The organism is Streptococcus sp. FSL W8-0197 (genome assembly GCF_037963785.1).
GTDB lineage: Bacteria > Bacillota > Bacilli > Lactobacillales > Streptococcaceae > Streptococcus > Streptococcus oralis_CQ.
This window is the reverse complement of sequence record NZ_CP150168.1, coordinates 826,907-847,974: the sequence shown is the minus strand read 5'-3', so window position 1 is coordinate 847,974 and position 21,068 is coordinate 826,907. Positions and strand designations below refer to the sequence as shown.

Below are 21,068 nucleotides of genomic sequence, written 5' to 3'. Positions count from 1 at the left end.
GTCACTCAGAGAGTGACTCAGACTAGTTTAAGTCTGTAAATGAGTATGGAAGTAACTCCCCGACCGTCATCTCGACCGTCGATTTATCTTTAGCGACTAATGTCACTTTTAGATCTTGTTCAAAAAATTCAACCATGACCTGGCGGCAAGCACCACATGGCGAGATGGGTTTTTCAGTTTGTCCGTAGACAATCAACTCTGAAAACTCCCGTTGCCCCTCCGAAACTGCTTTAAAAATAGCAGTACGTTCTCCACAATTAGTCAAGGGATAACTAGCATTCTCGATATTGACACCCGTATAAATGCTACCATCCTTGGCAACTAAAACAGCTCCGATAGGAAAGTGAGAATAGGGGACATAGGCTTGTTTGCTGGTTTCAATTGCTAGTTCAATCAACTCAGTAGTCGCCATCTGCCAATTCTCCTTTTAAAATCGCTACACCAGCAGATGTTCCGATACGGGTAGCGCCTGCTTCCACAAAAGCGACAGCATCTGCATATGAACGAGCTCCACCAGCTGCCTTAACTCCCATATCTGGCCCGACTGTTTTACGCATCAACTGAACATCCTCAATAGTGGCACCACCAGTTGAAAATCCAGTTGATGTTTTGACAAAGTCAGCGCCTGCTTTCTGGGATAATTGGCAGGCCACAACCTTTTCATCGTCTGTCAACAAGCAAGCTTCAATAATGACCTTAACCAACTTGTCACCACTTGCTTCTACGACAGCACGGATGTCCGATTCAACCAAATCCAGATTGCCTGATTTGAGGGCACCAACATTGATAACCATATCAATCTCATCCGCACCGTTTTGAACAGCTTCTTTTGTTTCAAAAGCTTTCACAGCTGAAGTTGTTGCTCCCAAAGGAAAACCTATTACTGTACAAACTTTTACATCTGAGCCATCAAGCCCTGTTTTCGCATGTTTAACCCATGTGGGATTGACACAAACGCTGGCAAAGTCATACTCACGCGCTTCAGATAGCAAACGATCAATTTGTTCTTGACTTGCATCTTGCTTTAAAAGCGTATGATCAATATATTTATTTAACTTCATATTCGGATTCTCCCTGGTTTTATGAGATAATTTCTATAATTTCTCGTAAACTTTGCACTCCATCATTTATTTTAACATATTTTTGAAATTCTGTAACTAGTTCAGAAGAAATTTTTCCATTTGTATAAACTTTTGCAACAATTTCCCCTTTTTGAACGGGGTCTCCAACTTTCTTTTCAAAAACAATCCCTGTTTCATAGTCCAAGTCATCAGACTTGACTGCACGACCAGCTCCTAATCTCATAGCATAGAGCCCAAATTCCATTGCAGGAAGAGCTGAAATAACACCCGTTTCTTGAGCTGGAATTTCCACCACATGAGCAACCTTGACTGGACGATAAAGATCTTCTAAATCACCGCCTTGTGCTGCTACCATTTCTTCAAACTTAGCAAGTGCTTGGCCATTCTCAAGATGTTGACGGATTTCCTCGATCGTTTTCTCAACATCAGCCAAGCCAAGCATAATCTGAGCTAGCTCGCAGATAAAGTGACTAATATCTTCTCGGCCTTTTCCTTGGAGAATCTCGATTGCCTCAAGGATTTCGAGACGATTCCCAATGGCTTTTCCCAAGGGTTGGCTCATATCGGTAATGACTGCTACTGTCTTTCGGCCAACAGCCTTACCAAGTTCCACCATGGTTTGAGCCAATTCACGCGCCTCATCGACTGTCTTCATGAAGGCACCCTCACCGACCGTTACGTCTAGCAAAATGGCATCCGCTCCTGCAGCAATTTTCTTGCTCATAACAGAACTAGCAATCAAAGGAATCGTGTCGACAGTTGCTGTCACATCACGGAGGGCATAGAGAAGTTTGTCTGCTTTAACCAGCTGATCGGACTGCCCAATGACAGATACACCAATATCCTGTACCTGACGAATGAAATCTTCTTGACTTCGCTCGACTTGATAGCCCTTAATGGACTCCAATTTATCAATTGTCCCACCAGTATGGCCGAGACCTCGACCACTCATCTTAGCAACAGGCACGCCGAAACTCGCAACAAGGGGGGCCAAGATTAAGGTCACCTTATCACCTACACCACCTGTCGAGTGTTTATCTACTTTGATTCCCTCTATGGCTGACAAATCAAACTCTTGCCCCGTCTTTACCATGTTCATCGTCATGTCAGAAATCTCACGTGTGGTCATTCCTTTGAAATAAACAGCCATAGCAAAGACAGACATTTGATAGTCTGGGACTGTTCCAGCCACATAGCCCTCTACCAACCACTTGATTTCACTTGAAGACAGTTCTTGACCATCTCGTTTCTTTTGGATTAAATCAACTGCTCTCATGATTTCACACTCCTAAGGATATAATACCCCTTGTCCTTCTTTATGATTTCACAATTTCCAAAAACGTCTTCCATCTTGCTTTTGGCACTAGGGGCACCCTGTTTTTTCTGAATAACGATTGTTAAGTCGCCATCGTCTTCCAGAAAATCCATGCTCTTTTCGATAATCTCATGAACAACTTGCTTGCCCGCACGAATCGGAGGATTGGAGATGACATGATCAAATTTCCCTTCAACTTGCTCATAGATGTTGGATTGGAAAATCGTTGCTTCTACTTTATTACGTTCAGCATTTTGTCGCGCTAGGTCCAAGGCACGATTATTGATATCAACCATGGTTGCTTGGACTCCGTAAGCCTTGACCAAAGAAATCCCTAAGGGACCATACCCACAGCCGACATCTAGCACTCGCTCGCCTTTTTCAACCTCGAGGCACTTTAGTAAAAGCTGACTACCAAAGTCAATCATCTTTTTACTAAAGACACCTGCGTCCGTTAAAAAGGTCAATTTATGTCCCAGCAACTCTACTCTCAACTCATGAATGTCGTGAGCAGCATCAGGATTTTCTGCATAATACATTTTACTCATAAAACTATTTTACCATAATTTGGCTTGAATTGTAAATCGTTTACAAAGTGATGATCAAATGAAAAAGACTGAAGAAAGCTAGTAAGTAAAACCTTTTCTTCAATCTCTTTCAATGATTAGAAATACATTACAATCTATCGGGAACTACAAATTATCATAGTCAGTAAAAAACAGATCGTCTGCAATCAGGCGCATTTTTATCACTATTTCTTAACCTTAAGATACTTTATTATCAACAAGATTCCCAATATGATGTTTAGATAAAAACCCAACTGATAAGTTTGTGTCAAGATTTCCAAACTTGTCCAAAGTCGTATCAAATCTTCTAGTGACATACGGAATAGATATCCTTCTGTAGCAATCCACAAAATCAAAAATAGATAACTACCAGCAGCAAGCCATTTCGTCCACTGCTTTTTTACTAGACAGGCAATCAAGAGCGAACAGATAAAGACAGCTGTTACAATGAGATGATCCATTAAGAAGGTAAAACCGTAATAAGTTTCCACAAAGCGTCTACCATTATCCGCATTGACTCCTTTTATAAAAGGCAAGGCAAAACTTAAAATAAAACAGAGTTCCAATATATAACTTTTTAAGATTTTCATGACACACCTCCTATAAGTTGCGAACCCAAAAGCTCACTTTTAATAACTGATAAGTCTTCAGAAACCATTCCCTATCTCATCATTAAATTATTCAACCTCCATCTACCTCTATTATACGATATTGACTTACTACCATCAAGAAACCGCTTTATTTTTTTAACTTTTTATGGTATGATTAACAAAATATCTAGGGGAAAACAAATGACCAACGAATTTTTACATTTTGAAAAAATCAGTCGCCAGACTTGGCAATCATTGCATCGCAAAACAACCCCTCCCTTGACAGAGGAAGAGTTAGAATCCATCAAGAGTTTCAATGACCAGATTAGTCTGCAGGACGTAACGGACGTCTATCTTCCCCTTGTCCATCTTATCCATATTTACAAGCGCACTAAGGATGATTTGGCATTTTCAAAAGGAATTTTCCTCCAACGTGAAAGCAAATCCCAACCTTTTATCATTGGGGTTTCTGGAAGCGTTGCTGTGGGGAAATCGACTACTAGTCGCTTACTTCAGATTCTTCTATCACGCACTCTCCCAGATGCTACTGTAGAATTGGTGACAACTGACGGTTTTCTCTATCCCAATCAAACCTTGATTAACCAAGATATCTTAAATCGCAAAGGTTTTCCTGAAAGTTATGATATGGAAGCCTTGCTGAATTTTCTTGATTGCCTAAAGAATGGGCAAGATGTCGATATTCCTGTCTATTCTCATGAAGTGTATGACATCGTTCCTGGAGAGAAACAACGTGTCAAAGCTGCTGACTTTGTCATTGTTGAAGGCATCAATGTCTTTCAAAACCCTCAAAATGAGCGTCTTTACATCACTGATTTCTTTGATTTCTCCATCTATGTGGATGCTGCTGTCGAGGATATTGAAAGCTGGTATCTGGATCGTTTCTTAAAACTACTCAGCTTTGCCCAAAATGATCCCAACAGCTACTACCACCGTTTTACGCAAATGCCAATTGGAGAAGTTGAAGCCTTTGCACATCAGGTTTGGACCAGTATTAATCTCACAAATCTACAAAACTATATCGAACCGACAAGGAATCGCGCCGAGGTTATTCTCCACAAGACTAAAAACCATGAAATCGATGAAATTTACCTAAAAAAATAATTTCCCCTTGTCAAAACATAAGTTTTCAGATATAATAGTATAGTTAGTAAATATGGAGGTAAGAACATTGGCAAACATTAAATCAGCTATCAAACGCGCTGAATTGAACGTTAAACAAAACGAAAAAAACTCAGCTCAAAAATCAGCTATGCGTACTGCTATCAAAGCTTTCGAAGCAAACCCTTCTGAAGAACTTTTCCGTGCTGCTAGCTCAGCTATCGACAAAGCAGAAACTAAAGGTTTGATTCATAAAAACAAAGCAAGCCGCGATAAAGCTCGTCTTTCAGCTAAACTTGCTAAATAAGAAACAGTCCGCAGAGGCTGTTTTTTTGTCCTATAATCAGAAAAGGTAAAAAATGAAAATAGCAATCATCGGATATTCTGGAGCCGGCAAGTCAACTCTAGCTGAAACGTTATCAAACCACTACTCCATTCCTAAACTGCATATGGACACACTCCAATTTCAACCTGGTTGGCAAGACAGTGACCGCGAATGGATGTTGGGCGAGATGAAAAACTTTCTCACAAAGCATGAAACTTGGATCATCGACGGCAACTACTCTTGGTGTTGCTATGAAGAAAGAATGCTGGAAGCTGACCAAATCATCTTTCTCAATTTTTCACCATGGACTTGTCTCTTTCGAGCCTTTAAACGGTATCTCACATACCGAGGTAAGGTCAGAGAAAGCATGACTGCAGGTTGCCCTGAACGCTTTGACTGGGAGTTTATCAGATGGATTCTCTGGGATGGGCGGACAAAGAATGCTAAAGTACGCTATCAACAGGTTCAAGAAACCTATCTAGAGAAAGTAATTGTCCTCCGGTCGCAAAAGGAGATGGACCACTTCTTAGAAAATCTCGTAAACAACAAGAAAAACCAACGTGTCTAACGTTGGTTTTTTGCTTTTACCCAATCACACTTCCATTTGGTACAGCTGGATCAACTGTGAGAAGGGTTAATTTGCCATCATGTTCAGCTGAGAGAATCATCCCTTGGCTGACATATTTTTTTATCATCTTCCGTGGTTTGAGGTTGGCAACGATTTGGACTTTCTTGCCGACCAATTCTTGTTCGTTTGGATAGTATTTTGCAATCCCTGAGAGGATTTGACGATCTTCGCCATCACCAGCATCTAGGCGGAATTGGAGCAACTTATCAGAACCTTCCACTTTAGAAACTTCTTTGACCTCTGCAACACGGATTTCTATCTTATCAAAGTCTTCAAACTTGATTTCATCCTTGTTGAGTTTGAGCTCGACTTCGTCTGGATTCCATTCTTTTTCGACTGCTGGTTTATTACCTTCCATTTGTTCCTTGATATAGGCGATTTCTTCTTCCATATCCAGACGTGGGAAGATTGGTGTCCCTTTGGCAACTACAGTCACATCTACTGGGAAGTCAGCCAAGCTCAAGTTCTCAAGACTTGCTACTTCTTCCAAACCAAGTTGAGTCAAGACTGCACGACTGGTTTCCATCATAAAGGGCTCAATCAAGTGAGCAACGACACGAAGGCTAGCTGCCAAATGGCTCATAACACTTGCTAATTGGTCGCGAAGGGCTTCATCCTTAGCCAAGACCCATGGGGCTGTCTCATCGATGTATTTGTTGGTACGAGAGATAAGAGTCCAGACTGCTTCCAGAGCACGTGGGTAGTCAACTGCTTCCATGTGTGTATGGTAGTCTGCGATAGATTGCTCTGCTACTTGAGCAAGAGCATTGTCAAATTCAGTCACACCTTCTACATAGGCTGGAATTTGCCCATCAAAGTACTTATTAATCATGGAAACTGTACGGTTAAGGAGGTTCCCTAGGTCATTTGCCAATTCATAGTTGATACGACCTACATAGTCTTCAGGAGTGAAGGTTCCATCTGAACCAACTGGAAGGCTACGCATGAGGTAGTAACGAAGTGGATCGAGGCCATAGCGTTCTACCAGCATTTCAGGGTAAACGACATTCCCTTTAGACTTAGACATCTTGCCGTCTTTCATGACAAACCAACCGTGGGCAATCAAGCGGTCTGGCAATTTGATATCCAACATCATAAGAAGGATTGGCCAGTAGATTGAGTGGAAACGAAGGATGTCTTTTCCGACCATTTGGAAGACTGTTCCGTTCCAGAACTTGTCAAAGTTACCATGCTCATCTTGACCGTAACCAAGAGCTGTCGCATAGTTAAGGAGAGCATCAATCCAAACATAGACCACGTGTTTTGGATTTGATGGGACTGGTACTCCCCATGTAAAGGTTGTACGAGAAACTGCCAAATCTTCTAAACCTGGCTCGATGAAGTTGCGAAGCATTTCATTAAGGCGACCATCAGGAGTGATAAATTCAGGATGAGATTTGAAAAATTCAACCAAACGGTCTTGGTATTTGCTGAGGCGAAGGAAGTAAGACTCTTCTGAAACCCACTCCACTTCGTGACCTGATGGAGCGATACCGCCCGTCACATTTCCAGCTTCATCACGAAAGACTTCCGCAAGCTGGCTTTCTGTAAAGAATTCCTCATCTGAGACTGAATACCAACCAGAATATTCACCTAAATAGATGTCATCTTGAGCAAGTAAGCGTTCAAAGACTTGCGCCACTACTTTTTCATGGTAGTCATCCGTCGTACGGATAAATTTATCGTATGAGATATCGAGTAATTGCCAGAGTTCTTTGACTCCAACCGCCATGCCATCAACATAGGCTTGTGGTGTAATACCAGCTTCTTCTGCTTTTTGTTGAATCTTTTGACCATGCTCATCTAAACCTGTTAGATAAAAGACATCGTAGCCCATAAGACGTTTGTAACGTGCTAAGACATCACAAGCAATGGTTGTGTAGGCAGAACCGATATGAAGTTTACCAGATGGATAGTAAATCGGTGTTGTAATATAAAAATTCTTTTCAGACATAATATTTCCTTTCCAGGCTAATGAAACCTGTTTTTCTAACACTTCATTATATCATATTTTTAGTGATTTTCGATAGAGAAATTCATACAAAAACAAGACAGACAAATGTCCATCTTGTTTTTTCTGCTCTATATCTTATTCATAACGAAGGGCTTCGATTGGATCGAGCTTAGAGGCTTTATTGGCCGGCAAGACTCCAAATATCATACCAACGCTGGCTGACACAGCCAAGCTAAAGAGAGCGATTGGGAGGGAAACCCCAACTTCGATACCTGCAATCATGTTTTGAAGCAATACTCCGGCTAACATGGTCATTCCAGCAGCAATCCCAAGACCGATGACACCACCTAGCAAGGTCAAGATCATAGACTCAATCAAAAACTGTACCAAGATATTAGCCCGTGTAGCTCCGAGAGCTTTCCGCAGACCAATCTCACGCGTGCGTTCTGTCACCGAAACCAACATGATATTCATAACACCAGTTCCCCCGACAAAGAGAGAGATTCCTGCGATGGCACTGATAATGGTTGTCATAAAACCAAAGAGTTGTTGTACCTCTTGGAAGGCTGCAGTTGCATCCGCAACTTGGTACTCCCCTTGCTGAAGACCTGCAATCTCAGTCAATTTTCGAGCCAACTCTGGACCCAAGGTCTGTGTTAGACTAGTATCATTGACACGAAAGACGATGTTCGAGATTTCATCAGTATTAAAATTGGCTGCAAGAGAGATATTGGTCGTAATTGGAAGACCACCAATCCCAAAGGCTTTAGCAGTTTTAGCTTCATTGCTAGTATAAACGCCAATCACACGGTAACTAAATTCATTGACAGAGATGACTTGATTAACCGCAGCTTCTGGACTATCAAACAAACTCTTGGCTAGTTCTTCATCCAACAAAATCACACTGGCAAATTCCTTGTAGTCTTGCGGTCTTAGACTTCTACCCGCAACGATTTCATTTTCAACTGCGTTCATGTAGGTGCTATTTCCGCCTGTCAGAGTCGCTCGTTCAACCTTCTTATCCTTATAAGATAGGGTAACGTTGGTCGAATTAGTGACATAGTAACTGTCTACTCCTTTGAGTTTGGCAGCCTCCTTGACCCAAGACTCCAGTGGTTTTGGTGGTTCAACATGAACATCCTCTTCTCTCCCACTGACTGTCAAAGCGGATTGTTTCTGCGTGAAGGAGCCGTCCTTGCTTTTGATAGGAGAGAAAAAGACATGGATATCCTTTTGTGATTTGGTCATGTTTTTATTGACCTGGCGAGACATGGAGTCTCCCAAAGCCATGATGACGACGACAGACGAAACTCCGATGATAATCCCGATCATGGTGAGGAAGGAACGCATCTTGTGGGCCATAATGGATGAAAAGGCAAATTTCAGATTCTGCATCTAGTTTTCCTCCTTTTCTACCTGAGCACTGTCTGATGAGATAACCCCATCACGAATGACAATTTGGCGTTTGGCATAGGCGGCAATCTCAGGCTCATGCGTGACCATGATAATGGTCTTCCCTTCCTTGTTTAACTCCACCAACAGTTGCATGATTTGATTTCCTGTCTTGGTATCCAAGGCTCCTGTGGGTTCGTCTGCTAGGATGATAGAGGGATTATTTACCAAGGCACGCGCAATCGCTACACGTTGCTTTTGACCACCTGATAACTCGGAAGGCAAATGCTGACTGCGCTCCGTTAGCTCAACCTTTTCCAGAAATTCCTCAGCCAATTTTCGACGTTTTGAAGCTGAAACTCCAGCGTAAATCAAGGGCAATTCGACGTTTTGAAGTGCATTGAGTTTGGACAAGAGAAAGAACTGCTGAAATACAAAGCCGATTTGCTGGTTGCGGACCTTGGCAAGCTGTTTCTCTCCAAGACCTGCAACTTCTTGCCCTTCAAGATAGTACTCTCCACTAGTTGGTGTATCCAACATTCCTATGGTATTCATCAACGTAGACTTACCAGAACCAGATGGTCCCATAATGGCAACAAACTCACCTTCATGAACTTCTAAGTTAATATTTTTTAGGACCTGCAGTTCTTGGTCACCATTTCGATAACTCCTGCAGATATTTTTTAGACTAATTAATTTTTTCATCAGCCTTCACCTCTTTTCCTTCTTCCAAGGAAGATGTTGGATTACTGATGACCTTGGCTCCGTCTGTCACACCTGAAGTAATTTCTTGGTTGTCTGCGTCGGCATTCCCCAATGTAACTTCTACCTTCTTCGCTTTTTTCTGGTCGTCTACAAGCCAGACATAATTTTTGTCATTTTCAGTAATGACACTTGTCAAAGGAACAAGGATGGCCTTACTCTTATTTTTGACTTCCACACTGACAGAGAAGCCTTGTTTCAACTCACCGATATCGCTAGTCACATCAACAGTATAAGGGTACTTAGATCCAGTATTTCCTCCAAGGGCTGCATTTGCTGCTTCTCCATTGTTTTTAGGATAATCAGAAATATAGCTGATTTTTCCTGTCCAGCTCTTATCTTGGTAAACCTTCGAAGTAAAGGTAACTTCTTGGCCTACAGAAAGGTTAGCAAGGTTGTATTCAGACAACTCCCCTTTGACCTGCAAGTTTTCATTACTTACGACATGTACTACCACTTGGCTATTACCTGTTGGCGATTTGGAAACATTACGATTAACTTCAACTACAGTCCCTTCTAGTGTACTGAGGACAGTTGCGGCATCTAGCTGTGCTTGAGCCTTGTTGAGCTGAGCCACAGCATCTGCACGGTTATCCTTGGCATCACTGATTTGAGAGTCGATAGAGGATACGGAAGAAGTCGCTGCTTGCGCTTGTTCTGGGAGTCCTGCTTCTGTTGGAATCTGTGGGGAAGCTGGTACAGCTGATGCATTTTCACGAGCTTTGTTTAACTCCTCTATATGACGGTCTGCCTTTGTAACTGCACGATCAGCTGCATCATAGGCAGCTTGAGCATCTGCACTGCTGTATTTGACCAAAGCTTGCCCTTCTTCGACCTTGTCTCCAACCGAAACGAGAATTTCATCTAAATCTCCCTTACTAGCATCAAAATAAACGTATTGTTCATTTTTTGCTGTAACCGTACCTGACAAGAGGACCGATGAAGCAACAGAACCTTCCTTAGCAGTAACGATATGAGAGGTTTCCTCCTTGACTGCTGACTGGGAAGGTTGTCTAAAAATCAAAATCCCCGCAGCACCGATAACAATAGCACTGGCAACACCAATCGCTGTGTATAATTGCCATTTTTTTGCCTTTTTATTTCTTTTCATTTTCAAGCTCCTTTATATTTTTGCCTTACAAAACCCATTATATCAGAAACACCAAGCCCAAACAATGACAGTTCAGATGGAAACAATGACAATTCAGGATCATTATTTCGTTCGGCATTCGTTTATTGGGTTATTGTTCTAGATATATAATACAATATCTTTTGGAATTTGGCAAGCGTTTTTATAATTTTTTTATCGTAGCAGATTTTTGCATTCAAAAAATAAAAACGATAGAATATGACTATCAAAGCTATAAGGAGTTTTCTATGAGAGAATATGATATCATTGCCATCGGTGGAGGGAGCGGTGGCATTGCCACTATGAACCGCGCTGGCGAACACGGTGCTAAAGCAGCTGTTATCGAGGAGAAAAAATTAGGTGGAACCTGCGTCAATGTCGGCTGCGTTCCTAAGAAAATCATGTGGTATGGAGCGCAAATCGCTGAAAGCTTCCACCACTACGGCCCTGACTATGGGTTTACGAGTTCAGATGTTCAATTTGATTTCGCAAAACTTCGTCAAAACCGTGAAGCCTACATCGATCGTGCCCGCTCGTCTTATGATGGAAGTTTCAAGCGCAACGGTGTTGATTTGATTGAAGGTCGTGCTCATTTTGTTGATTCCCACACCGTTAGCGTCAATGGTGAATTGATTCGTGCCAAGCATATCGTGATTGCGACTGGCGCTCGTCCAAGCATCCCAACTATTCCTGGAGCTGAACTCGGTGGTAGCTCAGACGATGTCTTTGCTTGGGAGCAACTTCCTGAATCCGTTGCGATTCTTGGAGCTGGCTATATCGCTGTTGAATTAGCAGGTGTTCTCCACGCACTAGGAGTAAAAACCGATTTGTTTGTCCGTCGCGATCGTCCCTTGCGTGGTTTTGACAGCTACATCGTTGAAGGACTTGTCAATGAAATGGAAAAAACAGGTCTACCTTTGCACACACATAAGGTACCCGTCAAGCTCGAAGAAACGGAGCAAGGTATTACCATTCATTTCGAAGATGGTTCTAATCACACTGCAAGCCAAGTTATCTGGGCTACCGGCCGCCGTCCAAATGTAGACGGACTGGAGTTAGAAAAGGCTGGAGTTACACTCAACGAACGTGGGTTTATCCAAGTGGATGAATATCAAAATACAGTTGTAGATGGCATCTACGCCCTTGGAGACGTCACTGGTGAGAAGGAATTGACCCCAGTAGCCATCAAGGCAGGACGCACCCTATCTGAACGCCTCTTCAACGGGAAAACAAATGCCAAGATGGACTACACGACTATCCCTACAGTTGTCTTCTCCCACCCAGCAATCGGAACCGTTGGTTTAACTGAGGATCAAGCTATCAAAGAATACGGCCAAGATAACATCAAAGTCTACAAGTCAAGCTTTGCATCTATGTACTCAGCCGTTACAAACCATCGTCAAGAATCTCGCTTCAAACTCATCACCGCCGGTGATGACGAAAAAGTTGTTGGACTTCACGGACTTGGTTACGGAGTGGATGAGATGATTCAAGGATTTGCAGTCGCTATCAAGATGGGAGCGACCAAGGCAGACTTTGACGCTACAGTAGCTATCCACCCAACTGCTTCTGAAGAATTTGTGACCATGCGCTAATTATCGCAAGAGACCTGAAGAGGTCTCTTTTTACATGTAAAATCGGCTGTTACAAAATTGTTACCCCATTATAAAAAATAGGTTGACTTTTGTTTCTGAATCAGTATAATAGTTACTATAATTTTGAAAAGAGGTTAACAGTTTTGAAAAAAGCTCATATCTATGCTATCCCTGCTATCGGTGCTGCTCTCATCGCCGTATTGGCACAAATCAGTCTCCCTATCGGTCCTGTACCTTTCACTTTGCAAAACTTTGCGATTGGTCTGATTGCTACTGTTTTTAAACCCAGAGAAGCTGTTCTATCTGTAGCTCTCTATCTCTTGCTGGGCGCCATTGGTTTACCTGTTTTTGCAGGGGGAGGAGCTGGATTTCACGTTTTAGTCGGCCCAAGTGCAGGCTATCTTTGGTTCGACCTTGTCTATGCTGGACTTACATCTTATCTCATCCATCAAAATAGTGGCTACATTCGCATTTTCCTAGCCAACCTCTTGGGTGACTCCCTCGTCTTTGTCGGAGGTATTCTCAGCCTCCACTTCCTTGCCGGGATGCCATTTGATAAGGCACTAGCTGTCGGTGTCCTTCCCTTTATCCTCCCTGATCTTGGTAAGATTATTGCCATTAGTTTCATTAGTCGTCCCCTACTTGAACGATTAAAAAGCCTTCCATATTTTTCAAGATAAAAGAATAGTCCAGAACAATTGTTCTGGACTATTTCCATTCTAAGAATCAACTGTACACTATTTAGCTACTCTACTATTCTTATACCAGTATGAATATTAATCGTTTTATTCTTCAAATTATAGCTATTCACAATATGCAAAGTAGAAAAGTATTCTAATTGATTCAAACCAAATATGCTTCCATTGATTTCGGAAGGTTGGCAATTGTATACTTTTCAGAAAACGCATTTTCACTGAGAGAGCTATATTTTATAAATTATTTGTGATACAATAGAGCTACCTAAAAGATTCAGAAAATTTAATGTTCATTGATTGTTTATATTAACTTGAACATTCTGATTTTTCTTCATTCAAAAATAACTGTAAATAATTATAAGAAGAATGGTAATTCTATGGCAAAGAATACTCGTGAGCTAATCATTAAAGCTCTCATCACGCTAGCTAAGAAAAATCCTCAACGTAGTTCCTTTACAATGACTGAAATTGCTGCTGAAGCTGGTATTTCACGACAAGCGATTTATCAAAAGCATTTTAACAACTTTGAAGATATTATCGAATACATTCACGAAGAGACCAATCAAGACATTTTTAACGTCTTTAATAAGTACTGCGCTAGCAATGATGGAGATCCTATCAGCTTTTTAGCAGACCATATACTTCCTCTCATATACGAAAAAAGGGAAGTTATTAACACCTTGTATACCACACAAGTCGACCCATGTTGGAAGGAATTTCTGCGTGGAATATACTCAGAGTGGGTACTAAAGAATGTCAATTACCAACTGAAATATAATTTTAATAAAGAGGACATCGCTTATATCATTACGACCATGGCAATCTCTTTCATTGAAGTCTGGATTCGTAAAGATGATCCAATTCCACCTGAAGAATTTAGAAAGACTTTCATTCAATTATCTAAAACTTCTCTGTGTGACTATATTGTATCCTAAAAAAAGAATCTTGAGTTGCACTCAAGATTCTTTTTATTGTTGCCCTTTAAAGGCATCGACCATTACCTGAAATTCTTCATTGGAAAGCGTGATTCCTTTGCCCATTTTAGTATGGTCAGGACTCCAAGAACGAATATCAAACTTTGCTGGTGCTCCATTAAAGCTAACGCGATTTAGTTCTTTTGTCCATCCTTTGTCATTTTCAGACAAGGTGAGCAAGTGTTCTTCGATCTCAAATGTAAATTCTGCCATTTTAACTCCTTTATGTGATATGCTTTCTATAGTCTATTCGTAAAAATCTTGTGGTTTTTAGGAAAATTTTATATAATGTGGATATATAAGAAGGGAGGATTCTATGAGACAGACATTCAAACTAGTTCTAGATAAACTACATGGTTTTCTCAATGGGAATGATGATCATCCTCAAATCGAGGACAACTCCCTAACTGCTATGATTGAACAAGCCATCCAGAAAAAGTCGGCTATTCATGTCATACTTGCTGAGACAAGTTTTACGGGTGATATTGTTAAACACGATGCTAATCGCCAACAAATTATCATCAAAAATTTTTCAAAAAACGTAACTCGAATCATTCGTATCAGTGACATTAAGCGACTTCGTTTCGTTCCCTCAACTGTACAAAAAGCTCAGAAAAGTCTATTTAAGAAAGAGTGAGATGTTCTTTGCATCCCACTCTTTTTCTTAACGGATTTGTTCAAAATGAAGGTGAACGGCGATATGGTCGCCATAACCACTTCTCTCCAAATCACGTTGCAAGCGATAAGAGATATAGTGTTCTGCAATGGTAATGTAGCCAGCTCCAAGTAAGCGGTGCTCGACCATTGATTGGATCATGCTGATAGTGGCACGTTCTACTTTTGCTTCTTCCAAGTCCAAAACGACTTTTTTAGTAACTTGAGCTAAGTTTTGACGTAGGTCATCGGTCAAAACATAAACTGTTTGAGCTGCTTTTAGGACAGCTTGGTAAATTTTATCTGGATCAAATTCAGCAATTTCTCCATTACGTTTAATTACTTGCATAAGGTTCTCCTTTATTCTTTGTTTTCTTTGATTTCAGCCAGCATCTTTTTTTCTTCGGATGTTAGTTGATAGTTTTCTAGCAGGTCAGGTCTGCGCTCGTAGGTTTTCTTTAGACTCTCATACAGTCGCCACTGGCGAATCTTTTCATGGTGCCCACTCATGAGCACATCTGGCACGACCATGCCTCTATAGTCATAAGGGCGAGTATACTGAGGATATTCGAGAAGTCCCGAAGAGAAGCTATCATCCTGGTGACTAGACTCCTTACCAATCACTTCTGGAATCAAGCGCACGGTCGCATCAATCATAGTCATGGCTGCCAACTCACCACCAGTCAGGACATAGTCTCCTAGGGAAATTTCATCGGTTACCAAGGTCTTGATACGCTCGTCATACCCTTCATAGTGACCACAGATAAAGATCAGTTCCTCTTCCTGGGCCAAATCTTCAGCGTAAGCCTGATTGAACTGTTTCCCAGCAGGATCAAGAAGTATGACACGGGGATTTTTCTTTTCAATAGCATCAAAAGCATCGAAAATGGGCTGAGCTCGGAGCAACATCCCCTGACCGCCTCCGTAGGGCTCATCGTCAACATGACGGGCCTTTTCAGCATATTCTCTGAAATTATGATACTGGATATCCAAGAGCCCTTTTTCTCGAGCCTTCCCAACAATCGAGTGTTCCAGCGGAGAAAACATCTCCGGAAAGAGGGTTAAAATATCAATCTTCATCATCTAACCCTTCTAAGATGTCCACATCAACCCGTTTGTTTGGAATATCAACATTGAGAACTACTGGCGGAATATAAGGTAAAAGCAAATCACGCTTACCTTTTCGTTTGACCACCCAGACATCGTTGGCACCTGGTTGTAGGATTTCCTTGATAGTTCCGATCAAGTTATCTCCCTCGTAAACATCCAAACCGATAATCTCGTGATAGTAGAATTCACCATCATCTAAGTCATTTAGGTCTTCCTCAGAGACCTTGAGACTGTATCCCTTGTACTTTTCAATCGCATTGATATGGTACATATCTTTGAACTTGATAATGTCAAAGTTCTTCTGCTTACGATGACTTGCAATGGTCACTGTTTGGACAAACTGATCTTTTTCATCAAATAAAGCCAGCTCTGCCCCTTTTTTAAACCGTTCCTCAGCAAAATCAGTCACAGACAAGACTCGCATCTCACCTTGTAGACCCTGCGTATTAACGATTTTCCCAACATTAAAGTAGTTCATCTTGTCTCCTGTACTCTCCTTCTTTCCATCTTATTCTGACAATTCTCGAATAATATTCGCAATTTTTTCTGATTCAGACCATTGTAAATAATGGTGATTCCCTCCTAAAATGAGTTTAGTATTGGAAGTCCAATATTCTGAGTCTCTGTATTCTTTTTCTCTATAAGCCTGACAAAAAATAAATACAGGGACATGAGCTTCTATAGATACATTCTTAAAATCTTCCTCAGTAATCTCACAATATATATGAAATTCTGGAACTTGTCTTTCCAACTCTGAATCTTTTTCTTGCACTAAATCCCAGATTTCTTCATTAGTTTCAGAGCTAAATGCTGCTTGAGTTATGTTCTTAAAATAGACTTCGGGGCCACACTCTTCAATCAGTCTCATTTGCTCTTCCATTTCTGGATAAGGATTTTCTGAAAAATCAGAAAACATTACTTTTTTAGTTGTTGGTTCAATTGCTACTAAAGCCTGACACTTAATTGATTTGTTCATCAATTTGCAAGCTAAAATTCCACTCAAACTATGTGCACAAAGTATATATTCATAAATCGCCAATTCTTCAAGTACTTCATAAACCGCGTCTACAAGATTGTCCAGATTTTTTCCAGATTGGTCATGAATCGGACTCCTACCTGTGTTTGGAAAATCAATTGTCAAATAACCAATTGTGGGAGGAAGTTTTTCAAGTATAAGTGAAAAATTTTCATAACTTGGTAGCAAACCTGCGCCATTTAAACAAACAAGCACTTTCTTTTGCTTTTTATAAGTAACAGAGAGGCTGCCAATTTTTGTAGTTACTTCAAATCGTTTCATAAAGAAATCCACTCATTCTATAACAATGATTTATTAAAAACCCTTATCCTTTATTTTATCACGTTCTAGGGATTTTCACAAGTTGAAGAAAAAAGACACTATAGATATTTTCCCTCCAAAAATTCTTCCAAATCTCGTTCATGTTGGTACTTAATGGCAGCCTTCTTATCTTTGTCAAAGATGGTTTTGGTTAGATCAATGTCGTTTATGGTCGCGATTGCGACGGTGTAGTGAATGATATCAGCTAGTTCTTTGGCTAGTTCCTCATTTGAGTCCTGGACAGACTCTTTTCGACCAGAGCGCCCGTTCAAGACCTCGGCTACTTCTCCGACTTCCTCCACTAGCTTGATAAAGAGACCTTCCTCAGTCCGAGATTGCTGGTAATGTTCGAGTAAGTAAGCTTGTAATTGTCTAAACGTTAAATCCTTCATCTTCTCCTCCTCACAAAAAAGCGAGACTTCTGTCCCGCTTTCTTTATTTTTCATCGATAACGATTCTTACTTTCTTGTCTTCAGTTGGGACAGAGTAGACAATCGTTCTTATCGCTGAGATAGTGCGACCTTTACGACCGATAACACGACCGACATCGCTTTGGTCAAGATCCAAGTGATACTCCAAAAACTCTGGTGTGTCTTCGATCTTGATAGTTAAGGCATCAGGTTGTGAAATCAAAGGTTTCACAATCGCAATAATGAGATTTTCAATCGTATCCATCTGTCAACCTACTTTAAACTTATTTTGAGAATTTAGAATCGTGGAATTTTTTCAATACGCCTTCTTTTGAAAGGATGTTGCGAACTGTATCTGAAGGTTGAGCTCCATCAGCCAACCATGCAAGAACGCGGTCTTCTTTCAAAGTTACTTGGTTTTCAGCAACAAGTGGGTTGTAAGTACCAACTGTTTCGATGAAACGTCCGTCACGTGGTGAACGTGAGTCTGCTACGTTGATACGGTAGAAAGGTTTTTTCTTAGAACCCATACGAGTCAAACGGATTTTAACTGCCATTTTTTAATGTCTCTTTTCTTATTTTTTTATTTCGGTGAAATAGCTGAGCTATTTAGCACATGTTCTATTATAGCAGATTTCTGACAGGTGTCAAGAAAAAAACTTGACAGAGTTTTAATTTTTTTAACTCCTAGAAATTTTTAGTAAAATCATTAACATTTGAAATCACCTCCCTTTTAGGGTACAATGGTAGAAATGAATTTTTGAGAGGAAAACAATGAAAAAACTAGCAACCCTTCTTTTACTATCAACTGTAGCCCTTGTTGGATGTACTAGTATCCAACGTAGTCTCCGTGGTGATGAATATGTCGACTCCAGCATCTCAGCTGAAGAAAGCTCAAAAGCAGCTGCTCAGGCTGCCAAAGATTTGAATGACGCATTGACCAATGAAAATGCCAACTTCCCTCAACTTTCTAAGGAAGTTGCTGAAGATGAAGCTGAGGTCATTTTACACACAAATCAAGGCGATATCCGCATCAAACTCTTTCCAAAACTAGCACCTCTTGCGGTTGAAAACTTCCTTACTCACGCTAAGGAAGGCTATTATAACGGCATTACCTTCCACCGTGTCATTGATGGATTTATGGTCCAAACTGGAGATCCTAAGGGAGATGGTACAGGGGGCCAATCTATCTGGCATGATAAGGATAAAACAAAGGACAAGGGAACTGGTTTCAAAAATGAAATCTCTCCTTACCTATACAATATCCGAGGAGCCCTTGCTATGGCTAACACTGGTCAACCAAACACCAACGGTAGCCAGTTCTTCATCAACCAAAACTCAACAGATATTTCAGCTAAACTCCCTACTAGCAAGTATCCAAAGAAAATCATCGAAGCCTATAAAGAGGGCGGAAATCCTAGTCTAGACGGCAAACACCCTGTCTTTGGTCAAGTCATCGATGGCATGGATGTTGTCGATAAGATTGCCAAAGCTGAAAAAGATGAGAAAGACAAACCAACGTCTGCTATCACCATTGATAGTATCGAAGTGGTGAAAGACTACGACTTCAGTAAAAAATAAGCCATCAACAGATAAGGAGACGATGACATGATTTTATTTTGGGGTTCTAAAGGTTATCAGAAAGATTTGGGACATACGCAAACAGCGATCGAATGTGGTCATTGTAACAATGTCGACACTTGGGAGATCGTAGAAACTGGGCGCAAGTTCACCCTTTACTGGATTCCACTTTTTCCTTATGGTAAAAGTTACTTCGTTTCTTGTCCGATTTGCCACTACGGTAAAGAAATTGAGAAATCTGAAGTTGAAAACTATTTAAATTACTAGTCAAAAAAGCCAAGTCATTTCGACTTGGCTTTTTTAGCGGCTTTAAGTTAGCTTGTTAAAATCCCAGATTTGGTCCATCCAGCCTTCATAGAAGTCTGGTTCGTGGCAAACCATAAGAATGCTTCCTTTGTATTCTTTAAGAGCGCGTTTGAGTTCATCCTTGGCATCTATATCCAAGTGGTTGGTCGGCTCGTCCAGCACTAAGACGTTGTTTTCACGGTTCATCAAGAGACAGAAACGCACCTTGGCTTGTTCACCACCTGATAAGACCTGAATTTGGCTTTCGATATGCTTGGTCGTCAAACCACAGCGGGCAAGGGCTGCACGAACTTCTGCTTGGTTAAGGGCAGGAAAGGCATTCCAGACAGCCTCTAGTGGTGTTTGACGATTGCCACCTTCTACTTCCTGTTCAAAGTAACCAAGTTCTAGATAGTCACCGCGTTCAACTTCCCCAGCGATTGGTGGAATAATTCCCAAGAGAGACTTCAAGAGGGTTGTTTTCCCGATACCATTTGCACCGATAATAGCAACCTTTTGATTGCGTTCAAAGGTGAGGTTTAAGGGTTTGGTAAGGGGACGGTCATAACCAATCTGCAAGTCCTTGGCTTGGAAGATAAAGCGCCCTGGCGTACGAGCTGGTTTGAAATCAAAGGATGGCTTTGGTTTCTCGCTTTGGAGTTCGATAATATCCATCTTATCCAATTTCTTTTGACGGGACATGGCCATATTACGCGTTGCAACACGCGCTTTGTTTCGAGCGACAAAGTCCTTGAGGTCAGCTATCTCTTTCTGCTGACGTTCGTAAGCCGCCTCTAGCTGAGATTTCTTCATGGCATAGACTTCTTGGAACTGGTAGTAGTCACCAGAGTAACGCGTCAACTGTTGATTTTCCACATGGTAAACGATATTGATTACGTCGTTGAGGAAAGGAATATCATGCGAAATGAGGACAAAGGCATTTTCATAGTTTTGGAGATAGCGCTTGAGCCAGTCAATATGCTCAGCATCCAAGTAGTTGGTTGGCTCGTCCAGCAATAAGATATCTGGTTTTTCAAGGAGGAGTTTAGCCAAAAGCACCTTGGTTCTTTGTCCACCTGATAAGGCAGTTACATCCGTATCCATGCCAAAGTCCATGACACCGAGAGCACGCGCTACTTCATCAATCTTAGCATCCAAGGTATAGAAATCTCGACTCTCCAAACGGTCTTGGAGCTCTCCTACTTCTTCCATGAGTGCATCAATATCCGCCCCGTCTTCTGCCATTTCCATATAGAGGTCATTGATACGAGCTTCTGCTTTAAATAGCTCATCAAAGGCTGTACGCAAGACATCACGCACGGTTTGACCTTCCTTTAGCACAGCGTGCTGATCCAGATAGCCAGCAGTCACATATTTGGACCACTCCACCTTCCCTTCATCTGGCAACATCTTACCAGTCACGATGCTCATAAAGGTTGATTTCCCTTCACCGTTAGCACCAACTAGACCGATATGCTCTCCCTTGAGGAGACGGAAAGACACATCTTCAAAAATTGCACGATCACCAAAACCGTGACTCAAATTTTTAACTTCTAAAATACTCAT

27 protein-coding genes are annotated in these 21,068 nt (G+C 41.3%); 9 read left to right on the top strand and 18 right to left on the bottom strand.

What is annotated here, in order from left to right; all coding sequences use genetic code 11:
* Positions 1–22: 22 nt before the first annotated feature.
* From NYE79_RS04290 to NYE79_RS04270, 5 genes are all read right to left on the bottom strand, one after another.
* A complete protein-coding gene (locus NYE79_RS04290) occupies positions 23–412 on the bottom strand; it encodes a cytidine deaminase (RefSeq protein ID WP_000246111.1) in 390 nt (129 codons plus the stop codon).
* Positions 399–1,061, bottom strand: coding sequence for a deoxyribose-phosphate aldolase (gene deoC / locus NYE79_RS04285; RefSeq protein ID WP_125391253.1), 663 nt, complete (start codon positions 1,059–1,061; stop codon positions 399–401). Before deoC ends, NYE79_RS04290 begins: the two co-directional genes overlap by 14 nt.
* A 19-nt stretch (positions 1,062–1,080) precedes the next feature.
* On the bottom strand, positions 1,081–2,358 hold the full coding sequence (locus NYE79_RS04280) for a pyrimidine-nucleoside phosphorylase (RefSeq protein ID WP_339293817.1): 1,278 nt from the start codon (positions 2,356–2,358) through the stop codon (positions 1,081–1,083).
* On the bottom strand, positions 2,355–2,945 hold the full coding sequence (locus tag NYE79_RS04275; protein WP_339293816.1) for a class I SAM-dependent methyltransferase: 591 nt from the start codon (positions 2,943–2,945) through the stop codon (positions 2,355–2,357). The genes NYE79_RS04280 and NYE79_RS04275 overlap by 4 nt, the downstream gene beginning before the upstream one ends.
* A 203-nt stretch (positions 2,946–3,148) precedes the next feature.
* Complete coding sequence (locus NYE79_RS04270) at positions 3,149–3,553, bottom strand: hypothetical protein (RefSeq protein ID WP_339293815.1); 405 nt, start codon at positions 3,551–3,553, stop codon at positions 3,149–3,151.
* Positions 3,554–3,754: 201 nt separating this feature from the next.
* Here NYE79_RS04270 and coaA point away from each other — a divergent pair, with 201 nt between their 5' ends.
* From coaA to NYE79_RS04255, 3 genes are all read left to right on the top strand, one after another.
* A complete protein-coding gene (gene coaA, locus NYE79_RS04265) occupies positions 3,755–4,675 on the top strand; it encodes a type I pantothenate kinase (protein ID WP_339293814.1) in 921 nt (306 codons plus the stop codon).
* Between the two features lie 67 nt (positions 4,676–4,742).
* Entirely contained in the window at positions 4,743–4,979 is a 237-nt protein-coding gene (rpsT, locus tag NYE79_RS04260; RefSeq protein WP_001274000.1) for a 30S ribosomal protein S20, read from the top strand.
* Positions 4,980–5,031: 52 nt separating this feature from the next.
* Entirely contained in the window at positions 5,032–5,565 is a 534-nt protein-coding gene (locus tag NYE79_RS04255) for a DNA topology modulation protein (RefSeq protein ID WP_339293813.1), read from the top strand.
* A 16-nt stretch (positions 5,566–5,581) separates the two neighbouring features.
* Here the strand turns inward: NYE79_RS04255 and metG are convergent, their stop codons facing one another.
* The 4 genes from metG to NYE79_RS04235 form a co-directional block, all read right to left on the bottom strand.
* Positions 5,582–7,579, bottom strand: a complete 1,998-nt coding sequence (gene metG, locus NYE79_RS04250; protein WP_339293812.1) for a methionine--tRNA ligase — start codon at positions 7,577–7,579, stop codon at positions 5,582–5,584.
* Positions 7,580–7,714: 135 nt separating this feature from the next.
* Positions 7,715–8,974 carry an ABC transporter permease gene (locus NYE79_RS04245; RefSeq protein ID WP_242747776.1) on the bottom strand — a complete coding sequence of 420 codons (1,260 nt, stop codon included), beginning with the start codon at positions 8,972–8,974 and terminating at the stop codon, positions 7,715–7,717.
* On the bottom strand, positions 8,975–9,676 hold the full coding sequence (locus tag NYE79_RS04240) for an ABC transporter ATP-binding protein (protein ID WP_061598264.1): 702 nt from the start codon (positions 9,674–9,676) through the stop codon (positions 8,975–8,977).
* A complete protein-coding gene (locus tag NYE79_RS04235; RefSeq protein ID WP_339293811.1) occupies positions 9,660–10,844 on the bottom strand; it encodes an efflux RND transporter periplasmic adaptor subunit in 1,185 nt (394 codons plus the stop codon). The genes NYE79_RS04240 and NYE79_RS04235 overlap by 17 nt, the downstream gene beginning before the upstream one ends.
* A 266-nt stretch (positions 10,845–11,110) precedes the next feature.
* Between NYE79_RS04235 and gor the strand changes: the two genes are divergently transcribed.
* The 3 genes from gor to NYE79_RS04220 all read left to right on the top strand — a co-directional run bounded on the left by gor (position 11,111) and on the right by NYE79_RS04220 (position 14,087).
* The gene (gene gor / locus NYE79_RS04230; RefSeq protein WP_339293810.1) at positions 11,111–12,457 is read left to right on the top strand and encodes a glutathione-disulfide reductase; all 1,347 of its coding nucleotides are present in this window, start codon (positions 11,111–11,113) and stop codon (positions 12,455–12,457) included.
* 143 nt (positions 12,458–12,600) lie between these two features.
* On the top strand, positions 12,601–13,137 hold the full coding sequence (locus NYE79_RS04225) for a biotin transporter BioY (RefSeq protein WP_339293809.1): 537 nt from the start codon (positions 12,601–12,603) through the stop codon (positions 13,135–13,137).
* A gap of 392 nt (positions 13,138–13,529) precedes the next feature.
* On the top strand, positions 13,530–14,087 hold the full coding sequence (locus NYE79_RS04220) for a TetR/AcrR family transcriptional regulator (protein WP_339293808.1): 558 nt from the start codon (positions 13,530–13,532) through the stop codon (positions 14,085–14,087).
* Positions 14,088–14,120: 33 nt separating this feature from the next.
* Here NYE79_RS04220 and NYE79_RS04215 read toward each other — a convergent pair whose 3' ends face one another.
* Positions 14,121–14,339 carry a YdbC family protein gene (locus NYE79_RS04215; RefSeq protein WP_049479683.1) on the bottom strand — a complete coding sequence of 73 codons (219 nt, stop codon included), beginning with the start codon at positions 14,337–14,339 and terminating at the stop codon, positions 14,121–14,123.
* Positions 14,340–14,442: 103 nt separating this feature from the next.
* Here NYE79_RS04215 and NYE79_RS04210 point away from each other — a divergent pair, with 103 nt between their 5' ends.
* Positions 14,443–14,763: a hypothetical protein gene (locus NYE79_RS04210; RefSeq protein WP_303431021.1), complete on the top strand. Its 321-nt coding sequence runs from the start codon at positions 14,443–14,445 to the stop codon at positions 14,761–14,763.
* A 27-nt stretch (positions 14,764–14,790) separates the two neighbouring features.
* Here NYE79_RS04210 and NYE79_RS04205 read toward each other — a convergent pair whose 3' ends face one another.
* The 7 genes from NYE79_RS04205 to rpsP all read right to left on the bottom strand — a co-directional run bounded on the left by NYE79_RS04205 (position 14,791) and on the right by rpsP (position 18,193).
* Positions 14,791–15,129, bottom strand: coding sequence for an ATP cone domain-containing protein (locus tag NYE79_RS04205; RefSeq protein WP_001196045.1), 339 nt, complete (start codon positions 15,127–15,129; stop codon positions 14,791–14,793).
* Between the two features lie 11 nt (positions 15,130–15,140).
* Entirely contained in the window at positions 15,141–15,860 is a 720-nt protein-coding gene (gene trmD, locus NYE79_RS04200; RefSeq protein WP_049550362.1) for a tRNA (guanosine(37)-N1)-methyltransferase TrmD, read from the bottom strand.
* On the bottom strand, positions 15,850–16,368 hold the full coding sequence (rimM, locus tag NYE79_RS04195; protein WP_303431022.1) for a ribosome maturation factor RimM: 519 nt from the start codon (positions 16,366–16,368) through the stop codon (positions 15,850–15,852). Before rimM ends, trmD begins: the two co-directional genes overlap by 11 nt.
* A gap of 30 nt (positions 16,369–16,398) precedes the next feature.
* On the bottom strand, positions 16,399–17,187 hold the full coding sequence (locus NYE79_RS04190; RefSeq protein ID WP_000819211.1) for an alpha/beta hydrolase: 789 nt from the start codon (positions 17,185–17,187) through the stop codon (positions 16,399–16,401).
* A gap of 98 nt (positions 17,188–17,285) precedes the next feature.
* Positions 17,286–17,618 carry a MazG nucleotide pyrophosphohydrolase domain-containing protein gene (locus tag NYE79_RS04185; protein ID WP_000654125.1) on the bottom strand — a complete coding sequence of 111 codons (333 nt, stop codon included), beginning with the start codon at positions 17,616–17,618 and terminating at the stop codon, positions 17,286–17,288.
* A gap of 43 nt (positions 17,619–17,661) precedes the next feature.
* Complete coding sequence (gene kphA / locus NYE79_RS04180; RefSeq protein WP_000379617.1) at positions 17,662–17,901, bottom strand: RNA-binding protein KphA; 240 nt, start codon at positions 17,899–17,901, stop codon at positions 17,662–17,664.
* 19 nt (positions 17,902–17,920) lie between these two features.
* A complete protein-coding gene (rpsP, locus tag NYE79_RS04175; protein WP_000268760.1) occupies positions 17,921–18,193 on the bottom strand; it encodes a 30S ribosomal protein S16 in 273 nt (90 codons plus the stop codon).
* Between the two features lie 217 nt (positions 18,194–18,410).
* On the opposite strand from rpsP, the gene NYE79_RS04170 reads away from it, so the two are divergent.
* Both NYE79_RS04170 and NYE79_RS04165 read left to right on the top strand, forming a co-directional pair.
* On the top strand, positions 18,411–19,217 hold the full coding sequence (locus NYE79_RS04170; RefSeq protein ID WP_288203610.1) for a peptidylprolyl isomerase: 807 nt from the start codon (positions 18,411–18,413) through the stop codon (positions 19,215–19,217).
* Positions 19,218–19,244: 27 nt separating this feature from the next.
* Positions 19,245–19,484, top strand: a complete 240-nt coding sequence (locus tag NYE79_RS04165; protein WP_000600214.1) for a zinc-ribbon domain-containing protein — start codon at positions 19,245–19,247, stop codon at positions 19,482–19,484.
* 42 nt (positions 19,485–19,526) lie between these two features.
* Here the strand turns inward: NYE79_RS04165 and NYE79_RS04160 are convergent, their stop codons facing one another.
* Complete coding sequence (locus NYE79_RS04160; protein ID WP_288203611.1) at positions 19,527–21,068, bottom strand: ABC-F family ATP-binding cassette domain-containing protein; 1,542 nt, start codon at positions 21,066–21,068, stop codon at positions 19,527–19,529.

What these genes read in the sequence shown, in the direction of transcription:
- NYE79_RS04185 (WP_000654125.1), bottom strand. Translation starts at nt 17,618, where the DNA reads ATGAAGGATTTAACGTTTAGACAATTACAAGCTTACTTACTCGAACAT.
- NYE79_RS04190 (WP_000819211.1), bottom strand. Translation starts at nt 17,187, where the DNA reads ATGAAACGATTTGAAGTAACTACAAAAATTGGCAGCCTCTCTGTTACT.
- kphA (WP_000379617.1), bottom strand. Translation starts at nt 17,901, where the DNA reads ATGGATACGATTGAAAATCTCATTATTGCGATTGTGAAACCTTTGATT.
- NYE79_RS04280 (WP_339293817.1), bottom strand. Translation starts at nt 2,358, where the DNA reads ATGAGAGCAGTTGATTTAATCCAAAAGAAACGAGATGGTCAAGAACTG.
- NYE79_RS04245 (WP_242747776.1), bottom strand. Translation starts at nt 8,974, where the DNA reads ATGCAGAATCTGAAATTTGCCTTTTCATCCATTATGGCCCACAAGATG.
- NYE79_RS04215 (WP_049479683.1), bottom strand. Translation starts at nt 14,339, where the DNA reads ATGGCAGAATTTACATTTGAGATCGAAGAACACTTGCTCACCTTGTCT.
- NYE79_RS04270 (WP_339293815.1), bottom strand. Translation starts at nt 3,553, where the DNA reads ATGAAAATCTTAAAAAGTTATATATTGGAACTCTGTTTTATTTTAAGT.
- NYE79_RS04290 (WP_000246111.1), bottom strand. Translation starts at nt 412, where the DNA reads ATGGCGACTACTGAGTTGATTGAACTAGCAATTGAAACCAGCAAACAA.
- NYE79_RS04220 (WP_339293808.1), top strand. Translation starts at nt 13,530, where the DNA reads ATGGCAAAGAATACTCGTGAGCTAATCATTAAAGCTCTCATCACGCTA.
- deoC (WP_125391253.1), bottom strand. Translation starts at nt 1,061, where the DNA reads ATGAAGTTAAATAAATATATTGATCATACGCTTTTAAAGCAAGATGCA.
- NYE79_RS04210 (WP_303431021.1), top strand. Translation starts at nt 14,443, where the DNA reads ATGAGACAGACATTCAAACTAGTTCTAGATAAACTACATGGTTTTCTC.
- metG (WP_339293812.1), bottom strand. Translation starts at nt 7,579, where the DNA reads ATGTCTGAAAAGAATTTTTATATTACAACACCGATTTACTATCCATCT.
- rpsP (WP_000268760.1), bottom strand. Translation starts at nt 18,193, where the DNA reads ATGGCAGTTAAAATCCGTTTGACTCGTATGGGTTCTAAGAAAAAACCT.
- NYE79_RS04240 (WP_061598264.1), bottom strand. Translation starts at nt 9,676, where the DNA reads ATGAAAAAATTAATTAGTCTAAAAAATATCTGCAGGAGTTATCGAAAT.
- NYE79_RS04255 (WP_339293813.1), top strand. Translation starts at nt 5,032, where the DNA reads ATGAAAATAGCAATCATCGGATATTCTGGAGCCGGCAAGTCAACTCTA.
- NYE79_RS04275 (WP_339293816.1), bottom strand. Translation starts at nt 2,945, where the DNA reads ATGAGTAAAATGTATTATGCAGAAAATCCTGATGCTGCTCACGACATT.
- gor (WP_339293810.1), top strand. Translation starts at nt 11,111, where the DNA reads ATGAGAGAATATGATATCATTGCCATCGGTGGAGGGAGCGGTGGCATT.
- rimM (WP_303431022.1), bottom strand. Translation starts at nt 16,368, where the DNA reads ATGAACTACTTTAATGTTGGGAAAATCGTTAATACGCAGGGTCTACAA.
- trmD (WP_049550362.1), bottom strand. Translation starts at nt 15,860, where the DNA reads ATGAAGATTGATATTTTAACCCTCTTTCCGGAGATGTTTTCTCCGCTG.
- NYE79_RS04165 (WP_000600214.1), top strand. Translation starts at nt 19,245, where the DNA reads ATGATTTTATTTTGGGGTTCTAAAGGTTATCAGAAAGATTTGGGACAT.
- NYE79_RS04170 (WP_288203610.1), top strand. Translation starts at nt 18,411, where the DNA reads ATGAAAAAACTAGCAACCCTTCTTTTACTATCAACTGTAGCCCTTGTT.
- NYE79_RS04160 (WP_288203611.1), bottom strand. Translation starts at nt 21,068, where the DNA reads ATGAGTATTTTAGAAGTTAAAAATTTGAGTCACGGTTTTGGTGATCGT.
- NYE79_RS04205 (WP_001196045.1), bottom strand. Translation starts at nt 15,129, where the DNA reads ATGCAAGTAATTAAACGTAATGGAGAAATTGCTGAATTTGATCCAGAT.
- coaA (WP_339293814.1), top strand. Translation starts at nt 3,755, where the DNA reads ATGACCAACGAATTTTTACATTTTGAAAAAATCAGTCGCCAGACTTGG.
- NYE79_RS04235 (WP_339293811.1), bottom strand. Translation starts at nt 10,844, where the DNA reads ATGAAAAGAAATAAAAAGGCAAAAAAATGGCAATTATACACAGCGATT.